General features: G+C 67.6%; 32 protein-coding genes and 1 pseudogene. 26 read left to right on the top strand and 7 right to left on the bottom strand.

The annotated features are described in order from the left end of the window. Positions 1 to 8: 8 nt before the first annotated feature. From rpsQ to IP78_RS07685, 19 genes and pseudogenes are all read left to right on the top strand, one after another. On the top strand, positions 9 to 251 hold the full coding sequence (rpsQ, locus tag IP78_RS07775; RefSeq protein ID WP_054111125.1) for a 30S ribosomal protein S17: 243 nt from the start codon (positions 9 to 11) through the stop codon (positions 249 to 251). Between the two features lie 17 nt (positions 252 to 268). Further along, positions 269 to 637, top strand: coding sequence for a 50S ribosomal protein L14 (rplN, locus tag IP78_RS07770; RefSeq protein WP_029417718.1), 369 nt, complete (start codon positions 269 to 271; stop codon positions 635 to 637). A gap of 2 nt (positions 638 to 639) precedes the next feature. Then, entirely contained in the window at positions 640 to 948 is a 309-nt protein-coding gene (gene rplX, locus IP78_RS07765) for a 50S ribosomal protein L24 (RefSeq protein ID WP_054111124.1), read from the top strand. Further along, entirely contained in the window at positions 948 to 1,508 is a 561-nt protein-coding gene (rplE, locus tag IP78_RS07760) for a 50S ribosomal protein L5 (protein ID WP_054111123.1), read from the top strand. The genes rplX and rplE overlap by 1 nt, the downstream gene beginning before the upstream one ends. Before the next feature lie 19 nt (positions 1,509 to 1,527). Next, on the top strand, positions 1,528 to 1,833 hold the full coding sequence (gene rpsN / locus IP78_RS07755) for a 30S ribosomal protein S14 (protein WP_054111122.1): 306 nt from the start codon (positions 1,528 to 1,530) through the stop codon (positions 1,831 to 1,833). Between the two features lie 14 nt (positions 1,834 to 1,847). Then, positions 1,848 to 2,246: a 30S ribosomal protein S8 gene (gene rpsH / locus IP78_RS07750; protein WP_029417723.1), complete on the top strand. Its 399-nt coding sequence runs from the start codon at positions 1,848 to 1,850 to the stop codon at positions 2,244 to 2,246. Position 2,247: 1 nt separating this feature from the next. Beyond that, positions 2,248 to 2,781 carry a 50S ribosomal protein L6 gene (gene rplF, locus IP78_RS07745; protein ID WP_054111121.1) on the top strand — a complete coding sequence of 178 codons (534 nt, stop codon included), beginning with the start codon at positions 2,248 to 2,250 and terminating at the stop codon, positions 2,779 to 2,781. A gap of 3 nt (positions 2,782 to 2,784) precedes the next feature. Further along, on the top strand, positions 2,785 to 3,147 hold the full coding sequence (gene rplR, locus IP78_RS07740; protein WP_054111120.1) for a 50S ribosomal protein L18: 363 nt from the start codon (positions 2,785 to 2,787) through the stop codon (positions 3,145 to 3,147). A gap of 10 nt (positions 3,148 to 3,157) precedes the next feature. After that, positions 3,158 to 3,790, top strand: coding sequence for a 30S ribosomal protein S5 (rpsE, locus tag IP78_RS07735; protein ID WP_054111119.1), 633 nt, complete (start codon positions 3,158 to 3,160; stop codon positions 3,788 to 3,790). Between the two features lie 3 nt (positions 3,791 to 3,793). Continuing rightward, positions 3,794 to 3,988, top strand: coding sequence for a 50S ribosomal protein L30 (rpmD, locus tag IP78_RS07730; protein ID WP_054111118.1), 195 nt, complete (start codon positions 3,794 to 3,796; stop codon positions 3,986 to 3,988). Positions 3,989 to 4,133: 145 nt separating this feature from the next. Next, positions 4,134 to 4,574, top strand: a pseudogene (gene rplO, locus IP78_RS07725) (50S ribosomal protein L15); the annotation flags it as partial. Positions 4,575 to 4,837: 263 nt separating this feature from the next. Then, entirely contained in the window at positions 4,838 to 6,214 is a 1,377-nt protein-coding gene (gene secY / locus IP78_RS07720; protein ID WP_054111116.1) for a preprotein translocase subunit SecY, read from the top strand. A gap of 24 nt (positions 6,215 to 6,238) precedes the next feature. Beyond that, a complete protein-coding gene (locus tag IP78_RS07715; RefSeq protein WP_054111115.1) occupies positions 6,239 to 6,811 on the top strand; it encodes an adenylate kinase in 573 nt (190 codons plus the stop codon). 65 nt (positions 6,812 to 6,876) lie between these two features. Next, positions 6,877 to 7,629, top strand: a complete 753-nt coding sequence (locus IP78_RS07710; protein ID WP_197272409.1) for an energy transducer TonB — start codon at positions 6,877 to 6,879, stop codon at positions 7,627 to 7,629. A 135-nt stretch (positions 7,630 to 7,764) separates the two neighbouring features. Continuing rightward, entirely contained in the window at positions 7,765 to 8,133 is a 369-nt protein-coding gene (rpsM, locus tag IP78_RS07705; protein ID WP_029417740.1) for a 30S ribosomal protein S13, read from the top strand. Between the two features lie 12 nt (positions 8,134 to 8,145). Next, positions 8,146 to 8,535, top strand: a complete 390-nt coding sequence (gene rpsK / locus IP78_RS07700) for a 30S ribosomal protein S11 (RefSeq protein WP_029417742.1) — start codon at positions 8,146 to 8,148, stop codon at positions 8,533 to 8,535. Positions 8,536 to 8,630: 95 nt separating this feature from the next. Further along, a complete protein-coding gene (locus IP78_RS07695; RefSeq protein WP_054111113.1) occupies positions 8,631 to 9,650 on the top strand; it encodes a DNA-directed RNA polymerase subunit alpha in 1,020 nt (339 codons plus the stop codon). A 101-nt stretch (positions 9,651 to 9,751) separates the two neighbouring features. Continuing rightward, positions 9,752 to 10,171, top strand: coding sequence for a 50S ribosomal protein L17 (gene rplQ, locus IP78_RS07690; RefSeq protein WP_029417745.1), 420 nt, complete (start codon positions 9,752 to 9,754; stop codon positions 10,169 to 10,171). Between the two features lie 97 nt (positions 10,172 to 10,268). Further along, entirely contained in the window at positions 10,269 to 10,922 is a 654-nt protein-coding gene (locus IP78_RS07685; protein ID WP_054111112.1) for a glutathione S-transferase family protein, read from the top strand. A 4-nt stretch (positions 10,923 to 10,926) separates the two neighbouring features. Here the strand turns inward: IP78_RS07685 and IP78_RS07680 are convergent, their stop codons facing one another. From IP78_RS07680 to IP78_RS07665, 4 genes are all read right to left on the bottom strand, one after another. Then, on the bottom strand, positions 10,927 to 11,805 hold the full coding sequence (locus tag IP78_RS07680; RefSeq protein ID WP_054111111.1) for an ABC transporter permease: 879 nt from the start codon (positions 11,803 to 11,805) through the stop codon (positions 10,927 to 10,929). Beyond that, the gene (locus IP78_RS07675) at positions 11,795 to 12,721 is read right to left on the bottom strand and encodes an ABC transporter ATP-binding protein (RefSeq protein WP_054111110.1); all 927 of its coding nucleotides are present in this window, start codon (positions 12,719 to 12,721) and stop codon (positions 11,795 to 11,797) included. The genes IP78_RS07680 and IP78_RS07675 overlap by 11 nt, the downstream gene beginning before the upstream one ends. Positions 12,722 to 12,796: 75 nt before the next feature. Then, complete coding sequence (locus IP78_RS07670; RefSeq protein ID WP_054111109.1) at positions 12,797 to 13,435, bottom strand: hypothetical protein; 639 nt, start codon at positions 13,433 to 13,435, stop codon at positions 12,797 to 12,799. A 57-nt stretch (positions 13,436 to 13,492) separates the two neighbouring features. Further along, the gene (locus IP78_RS07665) at positions 13,493 to 13,870 is read right to left on the bottom strand and encodes a hypothetical protein (RefSeq protein ID WP_054111108.1); all 378 of its coding nucleotides are present in this window, start codon (positions 13,868 to 13,870) and stop codon (positions 13,493 to 13,495) included. Between the two features lie 166 nt (positions 13,871 to 14,036). Between IP78_RS07665 and IP78_RS07660 the strand changes: the two genes are divergently transcribed. Beyond that, entirely contained in the window at positions 14,037 to 15,428 is a 1,392-nt protein-coding gene (locus tag IP78_RS07660) for a Do family serine endopeptidase (RefSeq protein WP_054111168.1), read from the top strand. A gap of 3 nt (positions 15,429 to 15,431) precedes the next feature. Here the strand turns inward: IP78_RS07660 and IP78_RS07655 are convergent, their stop codons facing one another. Further along, entirely contained in the window at positions 15,432 to 15,842 is a 411-nt protein-coding gene (locus tag IP78_RS07655; protein WP_054111107.1) for a VOC family protein, read from the bottom strand. Positions 15,843 to 15,886: 44 nt separating this feature from the next. Here IP78_RS07655 and IP78_RS07650 point away from each other — a divergent pair, with 44 nt between their 5' ends. The 4 genes from IP78_RS07650 (at position 15,887) to IP78_RS07635 (ending at position 19,032) form a co-directional block, all read left to right on the top strand. Next, the gene (locus tag IP78_RS07650) at positions 15,887 to 17,206 is read left to right on the top strand and encodes a replication-associated recombination protein A (RefSeq protein WP_054111106.1); all 1,320 of its coding nucleotides are present in this window, start codon (positions 15,887 to 15,889) and stop codon (positions 17,204 to 17,206) included. A gap of 60 nt (positions 17,207 to 17,266) precedes the next feature. Beyond that, positions 17,267 to 17,722 (top strand): hypothetical protein, encoded by a 456-nt coding sequence (locus IP78_RS07645; RefSeq protein ID WP_054111105.1) that lies wholly within the window; start codon positions 17,267 to 17,269, stop codon positions 17,720 to 17,722. A gap of 9 nt (positions 17,723 to 17,731) precedes the next feature. Then, entirely contained in the window at positions 17,732 to 18,460 is a 729-nt protein-coding gene (locus IP78_RS07640) for an RluA family pseudouridine synthase (protein WP_054111104.1), read from the top strand. 71 nt (positions 18,461 to 18,531) lie between these two features. Next, a complete protein-coding gene (locus IP78_RS07635) occupies positions 18,532 to 19,032 on the top strand; it encodes a hypothetical protein (protein WP_054111103.1) in 501 nt (166 codons plus the stop codon). Here IP78_RS07635 and IP78_RS07630 read toward each other — a convergent pair. Both IP78_RS07630 and IP78_RS07625 read right to left on the bottom strand, forming a co-directional pair. Further along, positions 19,016 to 20,182 carry a hypothetical protein gene (locus IP78_RS07630; protein WP_231680953.1) on the bottom strand — a complete coding sequence of 389 codons (1,167 nt, stop codon included), beginning with the start codon at positions 20,180 to 20,182 and terminating at the stop codon, positions 19,016 to 19,018. The genes IP78_RS07635 and IP78_RS07630 overlap by 17 nt on opposite strands. Before the next feature lie 109 nt (positions 20,183 to 20,291). Further along, positions 20,292 to 20,726 (bottom strand): DUF2214 family protein, encoded by a 435-nt coding sequence (locus IP78_RS07625; protein WP_054111102.1) that lies wholly within the window; start codon positions 20,724 to 20,726, stop codon positions 20,292 to 20,294. Positions 20,727 to 20,774: 48 nt separating this feature from the next. Here IP78_RS07625 and crcB point away from each other — a divergent pair, with 48 nt between their 5' ends. After that, positions 20,775 to 21,167 carry a fluoride efflux transporter CrcB gene (crcB, locus tag IP78_RS07620; protein WP_054111101.1) on the top strand — a complete coding sequence of 131 codons (393 nt, stop codon included), beginning with the start codon at positions 20,775 to 20,777 and terminating at the stop codon, positions 21,165 to 21,167. Continuing rightward, positions 21,164 to 22,174, top strand: a complete 1,011-nt coding sequence (locus tag IP78_RS07615) for an RluA family pseudouridine synthase (RefSeq protein WP_054111100.1) — start codon at positions 21,164 to 21,166, stop codon at positions 22,172 to 22,174. Before crcB ends, IP78_RS07615 begins: the two co-directional genes overlap by 4 nt. Positions 22,175 to 22,229 lie beyond the last annotated feature (55 nt).

The following is a 22,229-nucleotide window of genomic DNA, read 5'->3' as shown; positions in this document are numbered from 1 at the left end:
GAACCCCCATGCCCAAACGTATTCTCGAAGGCGTGGTCGTGTCCGACAAGGGCGACAAGACCGTGGTCGTCAAGGTCGAGCGCACCCTGCTGCACCCGGTCCTGAAGAAGACCGTCCGCCTGTCCAAGAAGTATCACGCCCACGACGAGACGAACGCCCTCAAGGAAGGCGACGTCGCCCGCATCGTCGAGTGCGCCCCCAAGTCCAAGCTGAAGCGGTGGGAAGCCCTCTCCCCGACTTCCGCTTCGTAACCGGAAGGATCTGAACAATGATCCAGATGCAAACTAACCTGGACGTGGCCGACAATTCGGGCGCTCGCCGGGTCATGTGCATCAAGGTGCTGGGCGGCGCGAAGCGTCGCTACGCCTCGGTCGGCGACACCATCGTCGCCTCCGTCAAGGAAGCCATCCCGCGCGGCCGCGTGAAGAAGGGCGACGTCGTTCGCGCCATCGTCGTTCGCACCGCCAAGGACATCCAGCGCAAGGACGGTTCGGTGATCCGTTTCGACCGCTCGGCCGCCGTGATCGTCAACAAGCAGAACGAGCCGGTCGGCACCCGCATCTTCGGACCGGTTCCGCGCGAGCTGCGCGCCAAGAACCACATGAAGATCATCTCGCTCGCTCCGGAGGTCCTGTAACCATGGCCGCCAAGATCAAGAAGGGCGACCGCGTCGTCGTCCTGACCGGCAAGGACAAGGGCCGCACGGGCGAAGTCGCCAAGGTGCTGCCCACCGAGAACCGCGTCGTCGTGACCGGGATCAACATGGTCCAGCGTCACACCCGTCCGTCCCAGGGCGACCCCCAGGGCGGTATCAAGAACAAGGAAGCGTCGATCCACGTCTCGAACGTCGCGATCGCCGACGCCAACGGCAAGGCGACCCGCGTCGGCTTCCGCATGGACGGCGAGAAGAAGGTTCGTTTCGCCAAGACCACGGGAGACGTCATCTGATGGCGACCGAGAAGTACATTCCCCGGCTCAAGACCGAGTACAACGAGCGCATCAAGGCCGTGATGACCGAGAAGTTCGGTTACACCAACCCGATGCAGACGCCCAAGCTCGAGAAGATCGTGCTGAACATGGGCATCGGCGAAGCCGTGGCGGACTCCAAGAAGGCGAACGCCGCCCTCAAGGACCTGACCCAGATCGCCGGCCAGAAGGCCGTGCCGACCAAGGCCCGCAACTCCATCGCCGGCTTCAAGCTGCGCGAAGGCATGGTCGTGGGCGGCAAGGTCACTCTGCGCGGCGACCAGATGTACGAGTTCCTGGACCGTCTGATCACGATCGCCCTGCCGCGCGTGAAGGACTTCCGGGGCCTGAAGCCGACGTCGTTCGACGGCCGCGGCAACTACGCCATGGGTCTGAAGGAGCACATCGTGTTCCCGGAGATCAACTACGACCAGATCGACCAGATGTGGGGCATGGACATCATCGTCTGCACCACGGCCAAGACCGATGACGAGGCGCGCGCGCTTCTCACCGAGTTCAAGTTCCCGTTCGTGAAGAACTGAGCGGGAAGGGAAAAGCACAATGGCTAAGAAAAGCGCCGTAAACCGCAACGAAATGGTCAAGGCCAAGGTTGCGCAGTATGCCGCGAAGCGCGCCGCCCTGAAGGCGATCGCGAACGACGAGAGCCTGCCTCTGGAAGAGCGTTTCGACGCTCGCCTGAAGCTGGCCGAACTGCCCCGCAACTCGGCGGCCGTCCGGATCCGCAACCGCTGCGAGGTTACGGGTCGTCCGCGCGCCTTCTACCGCAAGCTCAAGATGAGCCGTATCGCCCTGCGTGAGCTCGGCAACCTGGGTCAGATCCCGGGCCTGACCAAGTCCAGCTGGTAAGGGGAGCGACAGACATGATGATCAACGATCCCCTGAGCGACATGATCGCCCGCATGAAGAACGCGGCCATGCGCAAGCGTTCCAAGGTCCTGACGCCGGCCTCGCGCCTGCGCCAGCGCGTCCTCGACGTGCTGCAGGACGAGGGCTACATCCGTGGCTATAACCTGGTCCAGAACCCGGGCGAGTTCCCGCAGTTCGAGATCGAGCTCAAGTACTTCGACGGCCAGCCGGTGATCGCCGAGATCGCCCGCGTGTCGAAGCCCGGCCGCCGCGTCTATTCGGCGATCAGCGACCTGAAGCCGGTCAAGAACGGCCTGGGCATCTCGATCCTGTCGACCTCCAAGGGCGTCATGTCCGACGCCGCAGCCCGCGACGCCAACGTCGGCGGCGAAGTCCTCTGCAGGGTCTACTAAGATGTCCCGTATCGGAAAACGTCCCATCACCGTGCCGAAGGGCGTGACCATCACGCTCGACGGCCAGACCGTCACCGTCAAGGGTCCCAAGGCCGAGCGGTCCTGGACCGTGGCCGAGGAAGTCGAGCCCAAGCTGGACGGCGATCAGCTGACCTTCGAGATCCGTTCGGACACCCAGCGCGCTCGCGCGATGTGGGGCCTGTCGCGGACCCTGGTCGACAACATGGTCACCGGCGTCACCACCGGCTTCGAGCGCAACCTCGAACTGGTCGGCGTGGGTTATCGCGCCGCCATGAAGGGCAACGACCTGTCGCTGCAGCTGGGCTTCTCGCACGAAGTGGACATCAAGGCTCCGGCCGGCGTGACCTTCGCGGTGCCGAAGCAGACCGAGATCAAGATCTCTGGCCCGGACAAGCAGGTCGTCGGCGAACTGGCCGCCAACATCCGCAAGCTGCGTCCGCCGGAGCCCTACAAGGGCAAGGGCGTCCGCTATGCCGGCGAGAAGGTCCGCCGCAAGGAAGGCAAGAAGAAGTAAGCCATGGCCACGACTCTCAAGCAAAACGCCAAGCGTCGCGCCGAGCGCACCCGTCGCCGCCTCAAGGCCGTGGCCAACGGCCGCCTGCGCCTGTCGGTCCACCGTTCGGACAAGAACATCTCGGCGCAGATCATCGACGACGCCAAGGGCATCACGGTGGCTTCGGCCTCGTCGCTGGAAGGCGACAAGGCCGGCGTCTCCAAGGGCTCGAACGTCGAGGCCGCTGCCAAGATCGGCAAGCTGGTCGCCGAACGCGCCATCGAGAAGGGCGTCAAGGACGTGGTCTTCGACCGCGGCGGTTACATCTATCACGGTCGGGTGAAGGCGCTGGCGGATGCCGCGCGTGAAGCCGGCCTGAACTTCTAAGGACCGACAGATGGCCCAGGCACCCCAGCGTGGCGGCGGACAAGGCGGCAACGACCGCAACCGTCGCGACAACCGCAACTCCAACGCTCCCGCCGCCGACGGTCCGGATTCGGACATCGTCGAGAAGCTGGTGCACATCAACCGCGTCGCCGCCACCGTTAAGGGCGGCCGCCGGTTCTCGTTCGCGGCCCTGATGGTCGTCGGCGACGGCAAGGGCCGCGTCGGCTTCGGTCACGGCAAGGCGCGCGAAGTGCCGGAAGCCATCCGCAAGGCGACCGAGGAAGCCAAGAAGACCATGATCCGGGTCCCGCTTCGCGAGAACCGCACCCTGCACCACGACGGCAATGGCCGTTGGGGCGCCGGAAAGATCATGATGCGCGCGGCTCCTCCGGGAACCGGCGTCATCGCCGGCGGTCCGATGCGCGCCGTCCTGGAAACCCTGGGCGTCGCCGACGTGGTCGCCAAGTCGACCGGCTCGTCGAACCCCTACAACATGATCCGCGCGACGTTTGAGGCTCTGAAGGTTCAGTCCTCGCCGCGTCAGGTCGCCTCCAAGCGTGGCAAGAAGGTCGCCGACCTGATGGGCCGCCGCAACGACGGCGCCTCGGCCCCCGAGGCCGCGCCCGAAACCGTGGAGGCCTAAGACATGGCGAAGAAGGAAGCCGCGACGGTCACCGTCCGCCAGACCGCCAGTCCGATCCGCCGCAAGTCGGACCAGCGCGCCACCCTGGTGGGCCTGGGCCTGAACCGCGTCGGCCGCGAAAAGACCCTGGAGGACACTCCCTCGGTCCGCGGCATGATCGCCAAGGTCTCGCACCTGACCGAGATCGTCGAGAAGTAGGTTCGAGGGGATGGGTTCTAGGTTCGAGGGAGATCGAGTTTGCTCTTCCCGTCTTGGCCCTAGAACCTGATCCCTGGAACCTCGAACCTCATCAAACAGCCGAGTCTGGCCCAGCCAGGCGCTAGAACCCGAAAGGATCAGGCATATGAAACTGAATGAAATCCGCGACAACGAGGGCGCTCACAAGAAGCGCATGCGCGTCGGCCGGGGCCCGGGCTCGGGCAAGGGCAAGACCGCTGGTCGGGGCGTCAAGGGCCAGAAGTCGCGTTCCGGCGTCGCCATCGGCGGCTTTGAGGGCGGTCAGATGCCGCTCTACATGCGCATGCCCAAGCGCGGCTTCAACAATCCCAACGCGCTCAAGCTCGCCGAAGTGAACCTGTGGCGTCTGCAGGACGCCGTGGACGCCAAGAAGCTGGACGCCAAGTCCGAGATCAACGGTGACGCCCTGGTGGCCGCTGGCGTGATCCGCCGCACCAAGGACGGCGTGCGTCTGCTGGGCACTGGCGAGGTCAAGGCCAAGCTGAACCTGGTCGTCTGGTCGGCGTCCGCCGGCGCCAAGAAGGCGATCGAGGCCGCCGGCGGCTCGGTCGTCGAGCAGCGCATCGAAGCCGAGGCCAAGGCCGCCGCCCGCGTCGAGAAGCGCAACGCCGCCAAGGGCAAGGCGCCTGCCGCCAAGCCGCGCCTGGGCGACGCCAACAAGGTCTCGGCCCGCGCCAAGCGCTCCGCTTCGGCCAAGGCGTAACAATAAAGCGCGGGCGGTCTCCCCAAGAGGCCGCCCGTCGCCTATCTGGACGATGGCGTCGGATTCTCGTCGATGCGCCGCGTTCTGATCAGTCGGGGTAACGACACATGGCTTCGGCCGCCGAACAACTCGCCGCGAATATGAACATGGGCTCGTTCGCCAAGGCGACCGAGCTGCACAAGCGCCTGCTGTTCACGCTGATGGCGCTGCTGGTCTATCGCATCGGGACCTACATCCCGATCCCGGGGATCAACTCCGAGGCCTTTCTCCAGTTCTTCCAGAACCCGGATGGTCAACGGGGTGTGCTGGATATGTTCAACATGTTCTCGGGCGGCGCCGTCGAGCGGATGGCCGTCTTCGCCCTGAACGTGATGCCCTACATCTCGGCCTCGATCATCGTGCAGCTGATGGGCGCGGTCTATCCGCCGTGGGAGAAGCTGAAGAAGGAAGGCGGCGAGAGCGGCAGGAAGCAGCTGAACCAGTACACGCGCTACCTGACGGTTGCCCTGGCGCTGGCCCAGTCGTTCGGCATCGCGGTCGGCCTCAACGCCCAGCAGGGTCTGGTCGATGAGCCGGGCCTGTTCTTCATCGTCACCACGGTCGTCAGCCTGACGGGCGGCACCATGTTCCTGATGTGGCTGGGCGAACAGGTCACGGCGCGTGGCGTCGGCAACGGCATCTCGCTGATCATCTTCGCCGGCATCGTGGCGCTGCTGCCCAGCGCGACCGCTCGTCTGCTGGGCCTGGCCCAGCAAGGGCAGATGTCGGTCTTCATGCTGCTCTTCATCGCCGCTCTCGCGATCGCGCTCGTCGTCTTCATCGTCTTCATGGAGCGGGCTCAGCGGCGTCTGCTGATCCAGTATCCCAAGCGTCAGGAAGGCAATCGCATGGCGGGCGGGGAGCGCAGCTTCCTGCCGCTGAAGGTGAACACGGCCGGCGTCATTCCGCCGATCTTCGCCTCGTCGCTGCTGCTGTTGCCGACCACGGTTGCGCAGCTCACGGCCACGGCGGACCTGCCGGGCTGGATGGACTGGCTCCCGGTCGTTACCGGTCAGCTGCAACAGGGCCAGCCGCTGTTCATCGCCCTCTACGGCGCGCTGATCGTGTTCTTCTGCTTCTTCTACACCTCGATCACCTTCAATCCCGAGGACACGGCCGAGAACCTGCGCAAATACGGCGGCTTCCTGCCGGGCATCCGTCCGGGCAAGCGCACGGCGGAGTATCTGGACTACGTCCTCACCCGTCTGACGGTGATCGGCGCGGCCTACATCACCGCCGTCTGCCTGCTGCCCGAGTTCATGGTCAACCAGATGGGCGGCATCTATTTCGGCGGCACCTCGATCCTGATCGTCGTCTCGGTGACCATGGACACGGTGGCGCAGATTCAGTCACAGCTTCTGGCGCACCAGTACGAGGGCCTCATCAAGAAGGCCAAGCTGCGCGGTCGTGGTGGCCGGGGCGCGCCCGCGCCCGTGCGCCGCTAGCACCGGCTCAAGGGGGGCCTCGGAATGAACCTGATCCTCTTTGGGCCCCCGGCGGCCGGCAAGGGCACGCAGGCCAAGCGGCTGGTCGAACAGCGCGGCATGGTCCAGCTATCGACCGGCGACATGCTGCGCGAAGCCATCGCCTCGGGCTCGAAGCTGGGTCTGGAATGCCAGGCGATCATGTCGCGTGGCGAGCTGGTCAGTGACGCCATCGTCATCGCCCTCATCGAGGCCCGACTGAAGGAGGCCGAGGACGCGGGCGGGGCCATCTTCGACGGCTTCCCCCGAACGGTGCCGCAGGCCGAGGCGCTGGACGCCATGCTGGCCAAGCTGGACAAGAAGATCGACCACGTCGTGCGGCTGAAAGTCGACGACGCGGCCCTGATGGAGCGGATCGCCAAACGCTACGCCGACCAGGGCCGTCCGGACGACAACCCGGACAGCTTCAAGGTCCGGCTGGACGCCTACAACAGGAACACCGCGCCGCTCCTGCCCTATTACGGGGACAAGGGCCTCCTGACCGAGGTCGACGGCATGGGCTCGATCGACAGCGTGGCCGCCGCGATCGATGCGGCTCTGGACGGCAAGACCGCCTGAGGCTCGCGTCGCCGGCCAAATGAACGCAAGGTGACGCTTCGCCGTCTCATGCGTTCATGACCCCGATGATACCCCGACGCGTGGCCCAGTTCCTGTCAGACGCGAAAGCGAAGCGATGGACCCGCCCGGCCGTGGTCGCCACGGTCGTGGCCGCCCATGTCGGTGTCCTGGCCGCCATCGGACTGTCGCGCGCTTCGCCACCGCCAATCCCCCTGCAACTGCCGATCTCGGTCGAGCTGTTGGAGATTGCGCCGCCGCCTCCACCGCCACCTCTGCCGGATCCAGAGCCCGCTGCTGATCCCGGCGGGGGGGCGCCCGCCGCCGCGTCGCGGGTCAACCGGCCGCCGGACCCGCCGCGCGTCCGTCCCGAACTTCCCGTCCTTCCGCCGACGCCTGCCCCTGAACCCACCCTCGTCGTCGGGGCCTCTCCGACCGTCACCCTGAACAGCGGCCTCGGTCAGGGCGGGGAGGGGACGGGCACGGGCACCGGAACCGGAGAGGGAGCCGGACCGGGATCGGGCACGGGCGCCCAGATCCTGCGCGGCGCCTCCAACGGGGAGATCATGGACTTCGTGCCGCCAGAGGCCCGCCGTCGCCGCATCCCCGGCCGCGCCTCGGTCAACTGCGTCATCCGTGCCGACACCCGGCTCGAGGCCTGCCGCATCGTGGACGAGACGCCGGGCGGCCTGGGTTTCGGCGACGCCGCCGTCCGCATCGCCGAGACCCACTTCCGTTTCCGCCCGCCGACCACGGCCTCGGGCCGTGTGGTCGAGGGCTTCCGCGTGACCGTCTTCGTCCAGTTCGGGCGACAGGGGTGACTGTTGCCGACGGCAACGGGCGTTGACGGAACCTGAATCACCTGTATAAGGCGCGCTTCCCGCGAAGGGCGCCACGCTCCTGGTCTGTTGACCGGAGCGTTTGTTGCGTCCGGAAACGCGTATCTGGAGAGCTTCGTGGCCCGTATCGCTGGCGTCAACATCCCGACCAACAAGCGCGTCGTCATCGCGCTGCAGTATATCCATGGCATCGGACCCAAGTCCGCCCAGGAGATCACCGAGAAGGTCGGCATCGAGGCCTCGCGCCGGGTCAACCAGCTGACCGACGCCGAGGTCCTGCAGATCCGCGAGACCATCGACAAGGATCACACCGTCGAGGGCGACCTGCGCCGCGAGACCTCGATGAACATCAAGCGTCTGATGGACCTGGCCTGCTACCGCGGCCTGCGTCACCGCAAGGGCCTGCCGGTCCGCGGCCAGCGCACCCACACCAACGCCCGCACCCGCAAGGGTCCCGCCAAGCCGATCGCCGGCAAGAAGAAGTAAGAGAGCTAGCTGATGGCCAAGGAACCGGGTCGCGTAAAGAAGCGCGAGCGCAAGAACATCACCTCGGGCGTCGCCCACGTGAATGCGTCCTTCAACAACACCATGGTGACCATCACCGACGCGCAGGGGAACGCGATTTCCTGGTCGTCGGCCGGTCACATGGGCTTCAAGGGTTCGCGCAAGTCGACGCCCTACGCCGCCCAGATGGCCGCCGAAGACGCGGGCAAGAAGGCCGCCGAGCACGGCGTCCGCACCCTGGAAGTCAACGTCTCGGGTCCGGGTTCCGGCCGCGAGTCGGCGCTGCGTGCCCTTCAGGCCGTCGGCATGACCATCACCACCATCCGCGACGTCACCCCGATGCCGCACAACGGCTGCCGTCCGCCCAAGCGTCGCCGCGTCTAAGCGCCGCTTCGTAGACCGCCGCTGACCTCATTCTCCGCTGGTTCCGCCTCACCTGACGAGGTCAGGGGAACCGGCGACACTCGTTAGGGACACCTATGATCGAACGTAACTGGCAAGAGCTGATCCGTCCCGAGAAGCCGCAGATCGAGCTGGGTTCCGACGCGCAGCGCAAGGCGCGTCTGGTGGCCGAGCCTCTGGAGCGCGGCTTTGGCGTGACGCTCGGCAATGCGCTCCGCCGCGTTCTCCTGTCGTCGCTGCAAGGCGCGGCTGTGACCGCCATCCAGATCGACGGCGTGGTGCACGAGTTCTCGTCGCTGGAAGGCGTGCGCGAGGACGTCGTCGACATCGTGCTGAACATCAAGCAGCTGGCGCTGCGCATGCACGCCGAGGGCCCCAAGCGCATGACGCTGCGCGCCACCGGCCCTGGGCCTGTCACCGCCGGCCAGATTGACGCGCCGGCCGACATCGAGGTCCTGAACCCCGATCACGTGCTCTGCACGCTGGACGATGGTGCCTCGATCCGCATGGAACTGACCGTCCAGAACGGCAAGGGCTATGTCGCGTCCGAGTTCAACCGCCCGGAAGACGCCCCGATCGGCCTGATCGCCGTCGACGCCCTGTATTCGCCGGTCAAGCGCGTCGCCTATCGCGTCGAGCCGACCCGTCAGGGCCAGTCGCTGGACTACGACAAGCTGATCATGGAAGTCGAGACCAACGGCGCGGTTTCGCCGGTGGACGCGGTGGCCTACGCCTCGCGCATCCTTCAGGACCAGCTGCAGATCTTCATCACCTTCGAAGAGCCCAAGAAGGCCGTCGAGGCCACCGAAGGCAAGCCGGACCTGCCGTTCAACCCGGCCCTGCTGAAGAAGGTCGACGAGCTGGAGCTGTCGGTCCGCTCGGCCAACTGCCTGAAGAACGACAACATCGTCTACATCGGCGACCTGATCCAGAAGACCGAGGGCGAGATGCTTCGCACCCCGAACTTCGGCCGCAAGTCGCTGAACGAGATCAAGGAGGTCCTGACCTCCATGGGTCTGTCGCTCGGCATGGACGTGCCGAACTGGCCGCCCGAAAACATCGAAGATCTGGCCAAGAAGTTCGACGACCAGATCTAGTTTCAACCCTCCGCCCAAGGCCCCCGGGTCGCGGAGCGGTTAGAAGGAAAAGCCCCAGGTCCGGCTCTGTCGGAAACCGGGGTTGAGTAGGAGAGACCCCGATGCGCCACGGCGCCGCCTATCGCAAGCTCGGCCGTACGGTCAGCCACCGCCAGGCCATGTTCGCCAACATGGCCGCCTCGCTGATCAAGCACGAGCAGATCACGACGACCCTGCCCAAGGCCAAGGAGCTGCGGCCCTTCGTCGAGAAGCTGGTCACGCTCGGCAAGAAGGGCGACCTGCACGCCCGCCGTCAGGCCATCAGCCAGGTCCGCGATGTGACCCAGGTCGGCAAGCTGTTCGAGACGATCGGCCCGCGCTACGCCGACCGCAACGGCGGCTACATCCGCATCATGAAGGCCGGCTACCGTCACGGCGACAACGCTCCGATGGCCGTCATCGAGTTCGTCGACCGCGACGTCTCGGCCAAGGGCCAGGACTCGGGTCCGGTCATGTCCTACGAGGGCGATGACGAGGCCTGAGCCTCGGCTTCATCGCTGACGATCTGAAAGGGCGATCCGGGCGACCGGGTCGCCCTTTTCGTTTGGCCGCCGCGCGACGCGGTTGCAGGATCGGCGGATGACCGACCTCGTTCTCTACAGCCACCCCTTCTCCTCCTACTGCCAGAAGGCCCTCGTCGCCTTCTACGAGAAGGGCCTCCCGTTCGAGCACCGGAACCTCGAGCAACCCGGCGCGATGGATGAGCTGAAAGCCGTCTGGCCCTTCGGCCAGTTCCCGATCCTGAAGCAGGGCGGCCGCGTCTTCGCCGAGACCTCCATCATCATCGAACGGCTGGACCAGATCGCGCCGGAGACACCCCTGATCCCGGCCGACCCCGAGGCCGCGCTGGAGGTCCGCTTCATGGACAGGGTGTTCGACAACCACCTCCAGGCGAACCAGCAGCGCATCATCTACAACGCGCTCCGCCCCGAGGCCGATCGCGACCCCATCGCCGACGCCGAGGCTCGCGCGAAGCTGGAGACCGCCTACGCCTGGCTGGACGCCGTCATGGCCACCCGGACCTGGGCCGCGGGCGAGACCTTCAGCCTGGCGGACTGCGGTGCCGCGCCGGGCCTGCTCTACGCCCACTGGACCCATGCGATCCCCCAGCGGTTCGAGCACTTGTGGGCCTATCGCCGGCGGCTGCTGGCGCGGCCGAGCTATGCCCGCGCGCTGGACGAGGCGCGGCCCTATCGGAGCTATTTCCCGCTGGGCGCGCCGGACGAGGACTGAGGCCCTATTCCTTCGACAGGTCCTGCCGGCTGAACCAGGCGAGGGCGGCGACGAGGGGGACGATCGTCCAGATCGCCAGGCCCGTGATCGCCTTCCACGCCAGACCGTCCGGAGCCGAGGCTGCGTCCGGGCCGCCCTGAAGCAGCAGCTTGAGGCTGTCGTGCGACAGGCCGGGGATGAGCAGGTGTGCCTGGACGTCGCCCGGGGTCCAGGCCAGGAGCGGCATGGCCTGCATCAGGAAGAACTGGCCGATCGCCACCACCATCGGCACGAACAGGGCCGCGAGCAGGGACCGGGTCATGACGGCGGCCAGTAGGCCGATCATGGTGAACTGCATCACTCGCGCGACGGTCACGCCGATCAGGCCCGCGAACTGGCCGGGCCGTTCGTCGGCGAAGGTGAAGGTCAGGGGGCGCTCGAAGATCGCGCCCTTGATCAGTTCGCCGATCATGCCGAAGACGAGCCACGTCAGCAGGGCGACGAGAACGACGCCGAACACGAGCGCCACCTTGCCCGCCACCAGATTGATCCGTGTGTTTCTCGCGCTGGTCAGCCGCCAGGTCTCCCAGCGGTAGTCGCCGGCATAGATGATGGCCGCCCCGATCAGGACGAACAGCATGACGATGGGATTGGCGAAATCTCCCGCCTGGGCCAGCAGCCCCTGACCCAGATCCAGCGGCCCTGACGCGGCCAGCGGTCCGCCCTCGGCGGTCAGTTCTGGCGGCAGGGCTTCCGACATCTCGGCCATACGGGCCTTGGTGAAGAACTGCACCGCCGTGCCAATGGCCAGGAACAGGACCGGCACGAACAGGATCGACCAGAACATGGCCATCCGGTTACGGGTGAAGCGGTAGGTCTCGGAGCGGATCGCGTCAGCCAGCATGAAGGGTCTCCGGCATCTGGACCGATCCGGTCTCGGTCATGAACACGGCCTCCAGGTCGGCGCCGACCCAACGGGCCTCGTCGACATCGACGCCGCCCTCGATCAGGGCGCGCAGCAGGGCGGGGGCCTCGGCGCGGGGCAGGGCGGCCATGACGGCGTCGCCTTCCAGCGAACCGTGGGCGTTCGGCAGGGCGGCCAGCACTTCAAGCGTCTTCGAAATGGGCGTCACCGACAGGCGCAGCCGCTCGCCCGCCGAGGTCAGGTCGCTGACCGCGCCTTCGCGCACCAGCTTGCCCCGGTTCAGGATGGCCACGCGATCGCAGACGCGCTGGACCTCCAGAAGCTGGTGACTGGCGAGGATCACGGTGATGCCGTCGCGTTCGGACAGCGACCGGATCAGGGCCCGCATTTCCTGGATGCCGGGCGGGTCCATGCCGCTGGTGGGTTCATCGAGGATGACCAGCTCGGGCTCGGTGATCAGGGCGGCGGCCACGCCCAGGCGCTGGAGCATGCCAACGGAAAAGCCCCGCACCCGGCGGTCGGCGGCCTCGGCCAGGCCCACCCGTTCGAGCCAGCCCGAGACGCGCGCGGCGTCGGCCTTCAGCCCGTGGGCGGCCGACAGCCACTCCAGCACCTGACGCGCCGTCATGAAGGGCGGAAAACGCGGTGTCTCGATCATGGAGCCCATTCGGCGGGACGCCGCGACGTCGCCAACGGCCCCGCCCATCACCGAGGCCTCTCCCGCCGTGGGCCGGATCAGGCCCAGCAGGATGCGGAACAGGGTCGACTTGCCCGCGCCGTTGGGGCCCAGAACGCCATAGACCCCGCCGCGCGGGATGCTGAGGCTGAGGCCGTCGAGAGCCCGAACAGACCCGTAGGTCTTGGTCAGGCCGCGCGTTTCGATCACCGAGGTCATGGCCGGACCTTCGCCCGGTCAGGGGCGGTCGGCAAGCGGCGTGGGATTAAGCTTTCGACAGGTCCGGAGGGGCCGTCACCGTCGTTTTCGGGCCTTGCTCTGTGCCCGGCGACGCTCGGCGCGGCTCATGGGCCGGGGCGGCGCCTCGTCAGGCGTGTCAGCGTCGGATTTCGGGTGCAGATCGTGCAGATCGTGCGGGCCGATCGAGCGCAGGCGAGCGGCCGCGCGTTCAGTGGCCAGAATGGTGCGCGCCTGAACCTCGATCGAGCGGGCGCTGGCGGTGACCTCGTCAAGAAGGCTGTTGGCTTCCCGGCTGGCGGCGCGCTGCGCTCGCGCCTTGCGTAGCGCCTGCGCGTGGTCGTCAGACTCGCGGATCCGGGCCATCCGCTGGATCGCCTCGCCGAAGCGGGCCCAGCGAAGCGCCTCGCCCACCAGACCCCGCCGCGCAGCCCGGGCCATCTGGGAGCGAGCGATATGGCTGAGGACCGCGTCGTCCGCGTCGTCGAGGTCGTCGGTGCCTTCGAGCGTCGCCGCCAGGGGTTCTGGGTCGGGCTGGTCCGCGCGGCGCCACCCCTCGGCGGCGGCGCGGGCGCGAAAGGTGCGCTGGCCGAGGTCGAACCGCGCGCAGACGCTCTCGGCCGTCTCGCCGGCGAGATAGGCGTCGCGCGCCGCGTTCCAGGTTTCCGGGGAACGGGTGCGATAGGTGTCGGTCATGGGCACAGCATGACCCGCGCCTACGTCAAAAGCGGACGTAGGCCGCTCCTTCGCGCGTCAGGCCCCGCCGGCGTAGGCGACGGTGTATTTGCCGTCCTGGACGCCGCCGATACCCCAGTTCAGCGTCTGGCCCGAGGCGAAGCGGACGGCCCAGGTCTCGACGCGGCCGTTCGGGGTGTCCTCGGCGCGGACGAAGGTCATGGTCTCGATGGCTCCGAGGCTGGCCAGCCCCGCCGACATCTGGGCGAGCTGCTGACGGCATGCCTCGAGCAGGCCGCCGCCCATGACGTCTTCGGGGCAGGTCCCGGAGGCCGTTTCGGTGATCATGCGGCGCAGGGCGTCGGCGTATTCGCCCGTCTGGGCTTCCTGCGACAGGGCCGGGAAGGCCATCAGAAGGCCTGCGAAGGCTGCGGCGAGAACGGTCTTGCGGGGCATGGGCGTCTCCTGAGTTGGATCGATAACTTCTCGCGCCCGAAGGTCGAGGGCAAGGCGGCAGGCATGACGCTTTCGCAATGTCGGACATTGCTGGAATCCCGACGCCTTGAAGCGGCCCGAAAGCGCTACAGATATAAGGTTCTGCATGACACCGAACTGGACCGCCATGAAGACCTCTTCGCTCGCCATCGCCGTGGCCCTGACGCTGGCCGCGTGCGGGAACGCCAACAGCTCCAAGGCCCAGGACGGCGTGTTCGCCGAACCGACCGAGCGTCAGGCTCCGACCGACGCGACGTCGATGAAGCAGAGTTTCGCCCCGGTTGTGCGTCAGGCGGCACCGGCGGTGGTCAACATCTCGGCCCGGTCGATCCAGCGCGTGCAGGCCGAGCCCTTTTTCCAGTTCTTCGGCGGCGGCATTCCGCGCGAGCGCGTAGCCGAGTCCGCCGGGTCGGGCGTCATCGTGCGTTCCGACGGCATCGTCGTGACCAACAACCACGTCATTCAGGGTGCCCAGCAGATCCGTGTGGTCCTGAACGACCGGCGTGAGTTTCCCGCCGAGATCATCCTCGCCGACGAACGCTCCGACATCGCCGTGCTCCAGCTCCAGGGCGTGACCGAGCAGCTTCCCGTTCTGGCCATCGACGACCGCGAGGAGCAGGAGGTGGGCGATCTGGTCCTGGCCATCGGCAATCCGTTCGGCGTGGGCCAGACGGTGACCAACGGCATCATCTCGGCCCTGAACCGGACCGAGACCGGCATCTCCGACTCCGGCTCCTTTATCCAGACCGACGCCGCCATCAATCCGGGCAACTCCGGCGGGGCCCTGGTCGACATGGACGGCGACCTGATCGGCATCAATACGGCGATCTTCTCGCGCTCGGGGTCGTCGGCGGGGGTGGGCTTCGCGGTCCCGGCCTCGATGGTGCGGCGGGTGGTCGATTCAGCGCTCGGCGGCGAGAGCATGGTCGTGCGGCCCTGGCTGGGCGTGAAGGGCGAGAGCGTCACCGCCGCGATCGCTCGCTCGCTGGGCCTGTCGCGCCCACAGGGCCTGATCGTCACCGAGCTGTATCAAGGTGGGCCCGGCGACCGGGCGGGTCTGCGCGAAGGCGACGTCATCACCGCCATCGACGGGGCCGAGGTCAATGACCAGAGCGGCCTGAACTTCCGTGTGGGCACCAAGAGCCCGAACGAGGTGGTGGCTGTGACCGTGATGCGCGACGGCCGGACCCAGACCATAAGTGCCCGCGTCCAGACCCTGCCCGGTGACGCCAAGGGTGACGGCCTCCTCATCCAGGACGGCCCCTTCTCAGGGGCGGAGATCGCGGCGCTCAATCCGGCGCTGGCCGACCGCCTCGGCGGCGATCCCTTCGCCACGGGTTTGCTGATCACTTCGGTCCAGCGCGGCAGTTATGCAGCCCGGGCGGGCCTGCGCCCCGGCGACCTGGTGCGTGAGGTCAATGGCAGGGTGGTGACATCCCCACAGGCCCTGGCTCGCCTCGGCGCGTCGGAGGTCACAATCGAACGGCAGGGTCGACGCCTGACGGGGGTGCTGCGCTAGGGATTAGCCCTTGATCGCGCTGGCGATGGACCAGCAGTGGCCGAAGGGGTCCATCACGCGGCCATAGCGATCGCCCCAGAACTGGTCCGCCAGGGGCATGACGGGCACGGCCCCGGCCGTCAGGGCCCGGGCCCACCATTCGTCGGCGTCGTCGACCTGGAGATGCAGGGCGACGCCAGCGGGTTCGACGTCGACCGGATTGCCGTATTCGGGAAACTCGTCGGACAGCATGATCAGGCCGCCGTTGATCCGCAGTCGGCTGTGCATCAGCCGCTCGCCGTCCTCGGCCAGGTTGCGGAACAGTTCCTCGGCCCCGAAGGCGCGCTGATAGAACTCCACCGCCGCCTGTCCGCCCCGCCCGGGGATGCTCAGATAGGGGATGACACCGGTCGGAATGGGATCGGGTTCGGCCATCGGCAGCGCTTTCTTTCGGCGACGTCAGCCCCCACCATAGCGGCATGACCGATCTTTTCGAAGCCTCGGGCGTCCATCCGCCAGAAAGCGACAAGGGGGACGCGCCGCTGGCCGACCGCCTGAGGCCCGCCTCGCTGGACCAGGTGGTGGGCCAGGACCATCTGCTGGGCGAGGGTGGACCCATCCGTCGCATGGTCGAGGCCGGGCGGCTGGGGTCGATGATCCTGTGGGGACCGCCGGGCACGGGCAAGACCACCATCGCCCGGCTGCTGGCGACGGCGGCGGGCTATCAGTACCAGTCGATCAGCGCGGTCTTCTCGGGCGTCGCGGACCTGAAAAAGGCGTTCGAACAGGCCCGGGTTCGCCGCGCGGCCGGGCAGTCGACCTTGCTGTTCGTCGACGAGATTCACCGCTTCAACCGCGCCCAGCAGGACGGCTTCCTGCCCTTCGTGGAGGAGGGGGTCGTCACCCTGGTCGGCGCCACGACCGAGAATCCCTCGTTCGAGCTGAACGGCGCGCTCCTGTCCCGCAGCCAGGTCTTCGTGCTCAAGCGGCTGGACGACGCGGCGCTAGATCAACTGTTGACGCGTGCTGAGGATAACGAGGGCCGACCGCTTCCGCTCCGGCCTGAAGCGCGTCAGGCGTTGCTGGCGCTCGCTGATGGGGACGGTCGATACCTGCTCACCATGGCCGAAACCCTGTTCGCCCTGCCGCCCGAGCCGCTGGATGTCCAGGGGCTGGCGAGCGTCCTGCAGAAGCGCGCTCCGGCTTACGACAAGAGTCGAGAAGAGCACTATAACCTCATATCCGCGCTTCATAAATCGGTACGCGGTTCGGATCCCGACGCCGCCCTCTACTGGCTCGCCCGTATGCTGAATGGCGGCGAGGACCCGCTCTATCTCGCGCGTCGCATCGTGCGGATGGCGGTGGAGGACATCGGCCAGGCTGATCCCCTGTCCCTGCTGGTCGCCAACGCGGCCAAGGACACCTACGACTTCCTCGGCTCGCCCGAGGGCGAGCTCGCCCTGGCCCAGGCCGTCGTCCACCTGGCCACCGCGCCGAAGTCGGTCGCCGTCTATGAGGCCTGGAAGGCGGCGTCGAAAGCCGCGCGCGAGACCGGCTCCCTCATGCCGCCCGCCCATATCCGCAACGCGCCGACCAAGCTGATGAAGTCGCTCGGCTACGGCGCGGGCTACCAGTACGACCCCTCGACCGAGGACGGGTTCTCCGGGGCGAACTACTTCCCCGACGGCATGGACCGCCGCGTCTTCTACGCCCCGAAAGGCGAAGGCCACGAGGAGAAGGTCAAGGCGCGGCTGGAACGCTGGGCGGCGTTGCGGGCGGCGAGGGCGGAGGGCTCCTAGCTTGCCGCCACGCTTGATCGGCGTATCGTCTCCGATCTGAACGATCCTTGGGAGGGGACAATGGTCAGCATCATGAGCGCGTCGTCGGGCGCGCGGACACCATGGCACCTTTGGGTGGTCGGGGTCGTGGGCCTGCTGTGGAACGCCTTCGGCTGTATCGACTACACCATGACGGCGCTGCAGGGCGAAACCTGGCTGCGCCAGATGGGCATGACCGACGCGCAGATCGCCAGCTACGAGGCCATGCCTGCGTGGATGACCGCCGTCTGGGCCATCGGGGTGTGGGGGGCGATGCTGGGGACCGTGCTGCTGCTACTCAGAAACAGGCTGGCGGTCCCGGTCTTCGGGGTGTCGCTGATCGCCTACGTCGGCAGCCTCGTCTACGCCTATGCCCTGTCGGATCAGGCCGAGGTGATGCCGGAAGGGACCTGGATCATGCAGGCGGTAATCTTCGTCGGGTGCGTCTTCTTCGTCTGGTACAGCCGCATGATGGCGAAGCGCGGCCTGCTCCGCTAAGCGCACGGGGTGACCCGCGCCCCCGTTTCCCTGAGCCCCGAAGAGATTGCCGCGGTCCGTTCGTGGGTCATCCATGAGGACGCGGCGGTCATCGCCTTCGCAAAGCCCGCGGGCCTGTCCAGTCAGGGCGGCCGCATAAAGGCCCACACCCTGGACGACCTGCTTTGGGCCTTCGCCCGGTCGAACGGCAAGCGGCCCGAACTGGTCCACCGGCTGGACCGCGACACCTCCGGCGTCATCCTGGCGGCGAAAACCAAGCCGGCGGCGGGGTTCCTGGGCAAGGCGATCGAGGCGCGGCGGCTGACCAAGACCTATCTGGCGCTGGTCTCGTCCGCGCCCGAGCCGAGCGAGGGCGACATCAATGTGCCCCTGATCCGGCAGGAGATCGGGCGTGAGAGCTATATGCGCATCGCTGCCTTCGACACGAAGGGGGCGCAAGGCTCGCGCAGCCGATACCGCACCCTGTCGGCGAGTGAGGAGGGGGCGCTGGTCGAACTCCAGCCCTTCACCGGGCGGATGCATCAGCTGAGGGTTCACATGGCCCACATCGGGCGGCCCCTGATTGGAGACGTCCGCTATGGCGGGGCGCTGACGGCGGCGGGCCGGGCGGCACCCCGTCTGATGCTGCACGCGGCGGCGCTGAGGTTTCCGCATCCCGACGGCGGCGAGCGGACGCTCACCGCCGAGCCGCCGGAAGACTTCAGAGCTCTGGCGGAGGCGATGGGGCTCATGCTGTGATCCTTCTCCCGCAAGGGGAGAAGGAACGCGCCCGTCCTTCCCGCGCTTAACGTCCCAAAGGAAGCGTCGCCATGATCCGTATCCTCGCCATCGCCGCCTCGGCCCTGTCGCTCGCCGCCTGCGCCTCGCTCGCGCCCTATGGCCCGCAAGGGGGACCCGGCGGGCAGGGCTATGCTGAACAGCGGATCGAGAGCGACCGCTATCGCGTCACTTATAACGGCGTCGGCGCGCCGGGGCCCGTGGCGGACCTTGCCCTGCTACGTGCGGCCGAGCTGACGCTGGAACAGGGCTATGACTGGTTCGAGGTCACGCAGCGCTATGTCGACGGTCGTCCGGACAGCGCGGGCGGGTTCCGGCCGAACGTCTCGGTCGGCTACGGCTCCAGTTCGGGCCGATATGGCGGCTACCGCCATTCCGGGTCGGGTGTGGGCGTCGGCGTAGGCCTGAATTTCAGCGGCCCTTCGCCGACCTCCACTGTGCTAGAGGTCCGGCTGGGGCGCGGCCCCATGCCGGATCGGGGCGAGGCTTACGACGCGCGCGAGGTCCGCGCCGCGATCAGCGGCCGCGGGTAAGGGCCCGGTACTCGACCAGCCGTTCCTTGTCGCGCCGCACCTGGTCGCCGATGGTGTTGTCCAGGTCCAGCGAGGCATAGCGGACCCAGCCGTCCAGCCCCAGCTTGTCCTTCACCGCCGCCGTCGGCGTCTGCCAGCGGTAATAGGATAGCCACGACACGATCAGACCCATCAGCAGCGCCACGCCCTGCAGCACGCGGAATCCGACCTCATTGCCTGCCGGCGCTGGCCAGAAGGCGAAGACCGCCAGCCAGACGACCAGGACGAACGGCGTCGTGATCCGCCCGACCCAGCGCATCCAGTACCGCTCGCGCCGCACGCGCCACAGCTCCAGCTGGGCGTATTTCTCCAGATGCTCCATTCGCGCGCCCAGCCAAAGGACCAGCCGCGTCAGGAACAGCGCCCTCTGGCCCCAGCCCTTGCCGTCGGTGGCGTAGGTCGTCTCGGCCTGGTCCGACAGGGCTCGGGCGTTGGTGAACAGATTCTGCAGCTCGCGCGTCCGCTGCACGATCTCGCGCGACAGCTCGTAGGAATCGTTCTCCAGCCGGAACCGGTACTGCACGAACAGGATGGCCGATACGCCGTAGAACAGCCCCGCGGTGATCAGCATGCCCAGAACCGCCAGCCCCAGCCCCTGAGGCTGGCCGCCCGTCCACTCCGCAAACAGCGTCGGTCCCAGGATCGCCATGGCGGCGAAACCGATCAGCGCCAGGCCCTGCGTCAGCCGCTTGATGATGACGTGAATGCGCAGCGCGTCGAACACCCGGCGTCCGTAGCCGAAGATCCGCCCCCGAATGTCGGCGTCGGCGGGGAATCGCTCCTCGATCTGGCGGGTGTAGAGGACGTGGAAGCGATCCGGCTTGTTCTCGGTCTCCCAGAACGGAAAGATGTCCAGCGCCTGGTTGAAATACCGGTCGATGTTGGCCGAGATCACCGAGATCGCCTCGGGATCCAGCGTGAAATAGTCGCTCTCCTGGATCGGCCGCAGGATGCCTTCCTGGGCTGTCGTCGGCTCTGGCCGTGAGCGCGGAATGGGGGGCGGCTCGCCCCGATCAGCGCGCGTGGCCGTCCCCGCCGGCTCGACCTCGACGGGCGGCAGGATCGGCGGCGGCGCGGAGGGGGGCGGCTGGTCCTGTTGCGACATGGTCATGACCCTAGACCGATCCGGCCAAGCTTCCGACGCCCTTCGCGCCGAAAGCGAAGACTGATATCGCCGTTAACCCTGAACGGCGGCAAGTGAAGTTTCCGACACCTTGGTTTCAGGACCGCGCCATCGCTGCCGCGAAGCCGACCAGCGGGAACAGCAGCAGCACCTCGATGCGCACCCATAACGCCGTCTTCGCCACCTCGCCCGCGGGCGGCCGGAAGCCTGCGTCCGCCTTGAGCGCCCGGCTCCAGCGGATGAACCGTATGGTCGGCAGGATCGAGATCAGCCCGATCACCGTGAAAGTCGCGATCTTGGCCCAGAACCAGGAATTGCCCTCATAGGCGACCCAGCCCTTGGCGCCCCAGATCACCCGCGCGACGCCGACGATCAGTACCAGCACCGCGACCCCGCCATAGCCTGCGTCCAGCCTCGCCAGTCGCGTCACGGGCACGGGATCGGCCCTCAGATAGGCCAGCTCCATCGCCAACATGATGGCCAGACCGAACACCAGCACATGGTGGACGACCGCCAGTCCCAGATCGTGCATGCGCGCCTCCCTTCGCTTCGCCGCAATCGGCGTTATAAGCCGCGCACAATGGAACGTCTCCTCATCGTCGGCCTGGGCGGAGCGCTCGGCAGCATGGCCCGCTATGGCGCGGGGCTCGCGGCCGCGCGTCTCGCGCCCGGCGCGGCCTGGCCGTGGGCGACGCTGTCCGCCAACGTCATCGGCGGCCTTCTCATGGGCCTGCTCGTCGGCTGGCTGGCCCAGCGCGGGCAGGGGGGCGAGAGCGTTCGGTTGTTCGCCGCCGTCGGCCTGCTCGGCGGCTTCACCACCTTCTCGGCCTTCTCGCTGGAGACCGTCCAGATGATCGAGCGACGTCAGTTCGGCCTCGCCGCCGCATACGTCGCCCTGTCGGTCATCTTGTCCTGCGCCGCCCTGGTCCTCGGTCTGATGATCGCCCGCCGCGTCTTCGGAGCCGCCCTGTGACCGACGAGGCCCCCAAGCGCGAGGTCAAGACGCTCTACGTCGCCGAGGCGGAGGACGGCATCCGCCTGGACCGCTGGTTCCGGCGTCGCTGGCCCCACCTGTCCAACATCCAGGTCCAGAAGATGGCCCGCAGCGGCCAGATCCGCGTCGACGGGGCCCGTATCAGGCCCGAAGGCCGCCTGACCGCCGGCGCCGCCGTCCGCGTCCCGCCCATCCCCGACGCCGTTGTCCGCGCGCCGGGCGAGCATCAGGCGCTCAGCCCCGCCGACGTCGCCTTCGCCAAGTCGCTGGTGATCTACGAGGACGATCTCGTCATCGCGCTCAACAAGCCCTGGGGCCTGGCCGTCCAGGGCGGCACCAAGACCACCCGCCACGTCGACCGCCTGCTGTCGGCCTGGGGGGAGGGGATGGAGCGCCCGCGCCTGGTCCACCGGCTGGACCGCGACACCTCCGGCGTCCTCCTGCTCGGCAAGGGCCCCGAGGCCGCCAAGCGCCTCGCCGGCGCGTTTGCCCGGCGTCAGGCCAAGAAGACCTACTGGGCGCTGGTCATCGGCCTGCCCAAGCCCACCGCTGGCCAGATCGACCTGCCGCTGAAGAAGACCGGCATCAACGACTTCGAGATCATGCGTCCCGCCGACGCCAAGGAGCACGGCGCCGAACCCGCCGAGACGGCCTATGCCCTCATCAGCCACGCGGGCCAGCGGGCGTCGTGGCTGGCGCTCCGCCCCTTCACCGGCCGCACGCACCAGCTGCGCGCCCACATGAAGGCCATCGGCCACCCCATCCTCGGCGACCCCAAATACGGCGATGAACGCAGCGCCGAGCTGTCCGGCCCCCTGAAGCTCCAGCTCCACGCCCGCCGGATCGAGCTGGATCACCCCTCCGGCGGCAAGCTGATCGTGGAAGCCCCCCTCAGCCCCGAGATGCGCGCCGGCTTCCAGCACTTCGGCTTCGAGGAAGCCGAGGCCGACCCCGACCCCTTCGCCGGCGTGAGGCGCATGCGATGAGGCCGCCCAGGAAAATCCTCCCCCGTTGGGGGAGGGGGACCGCGAAGCGGTGGAG

The organism is Brevundimonas sp. AAP58, from assembly GCF_001295975.1.
In the GTDB taxonomy this organism is placed as follows: Bacteria; Pseudomonadota; Alphaproteobacteria; order Caulobacterales; family Caulobacteraceae; genus Brevundimonas.
Note: the sequence above shows the minus strand (reverse complement) of the source record. Positions and strands in the feature narration are given on the sequence as shown.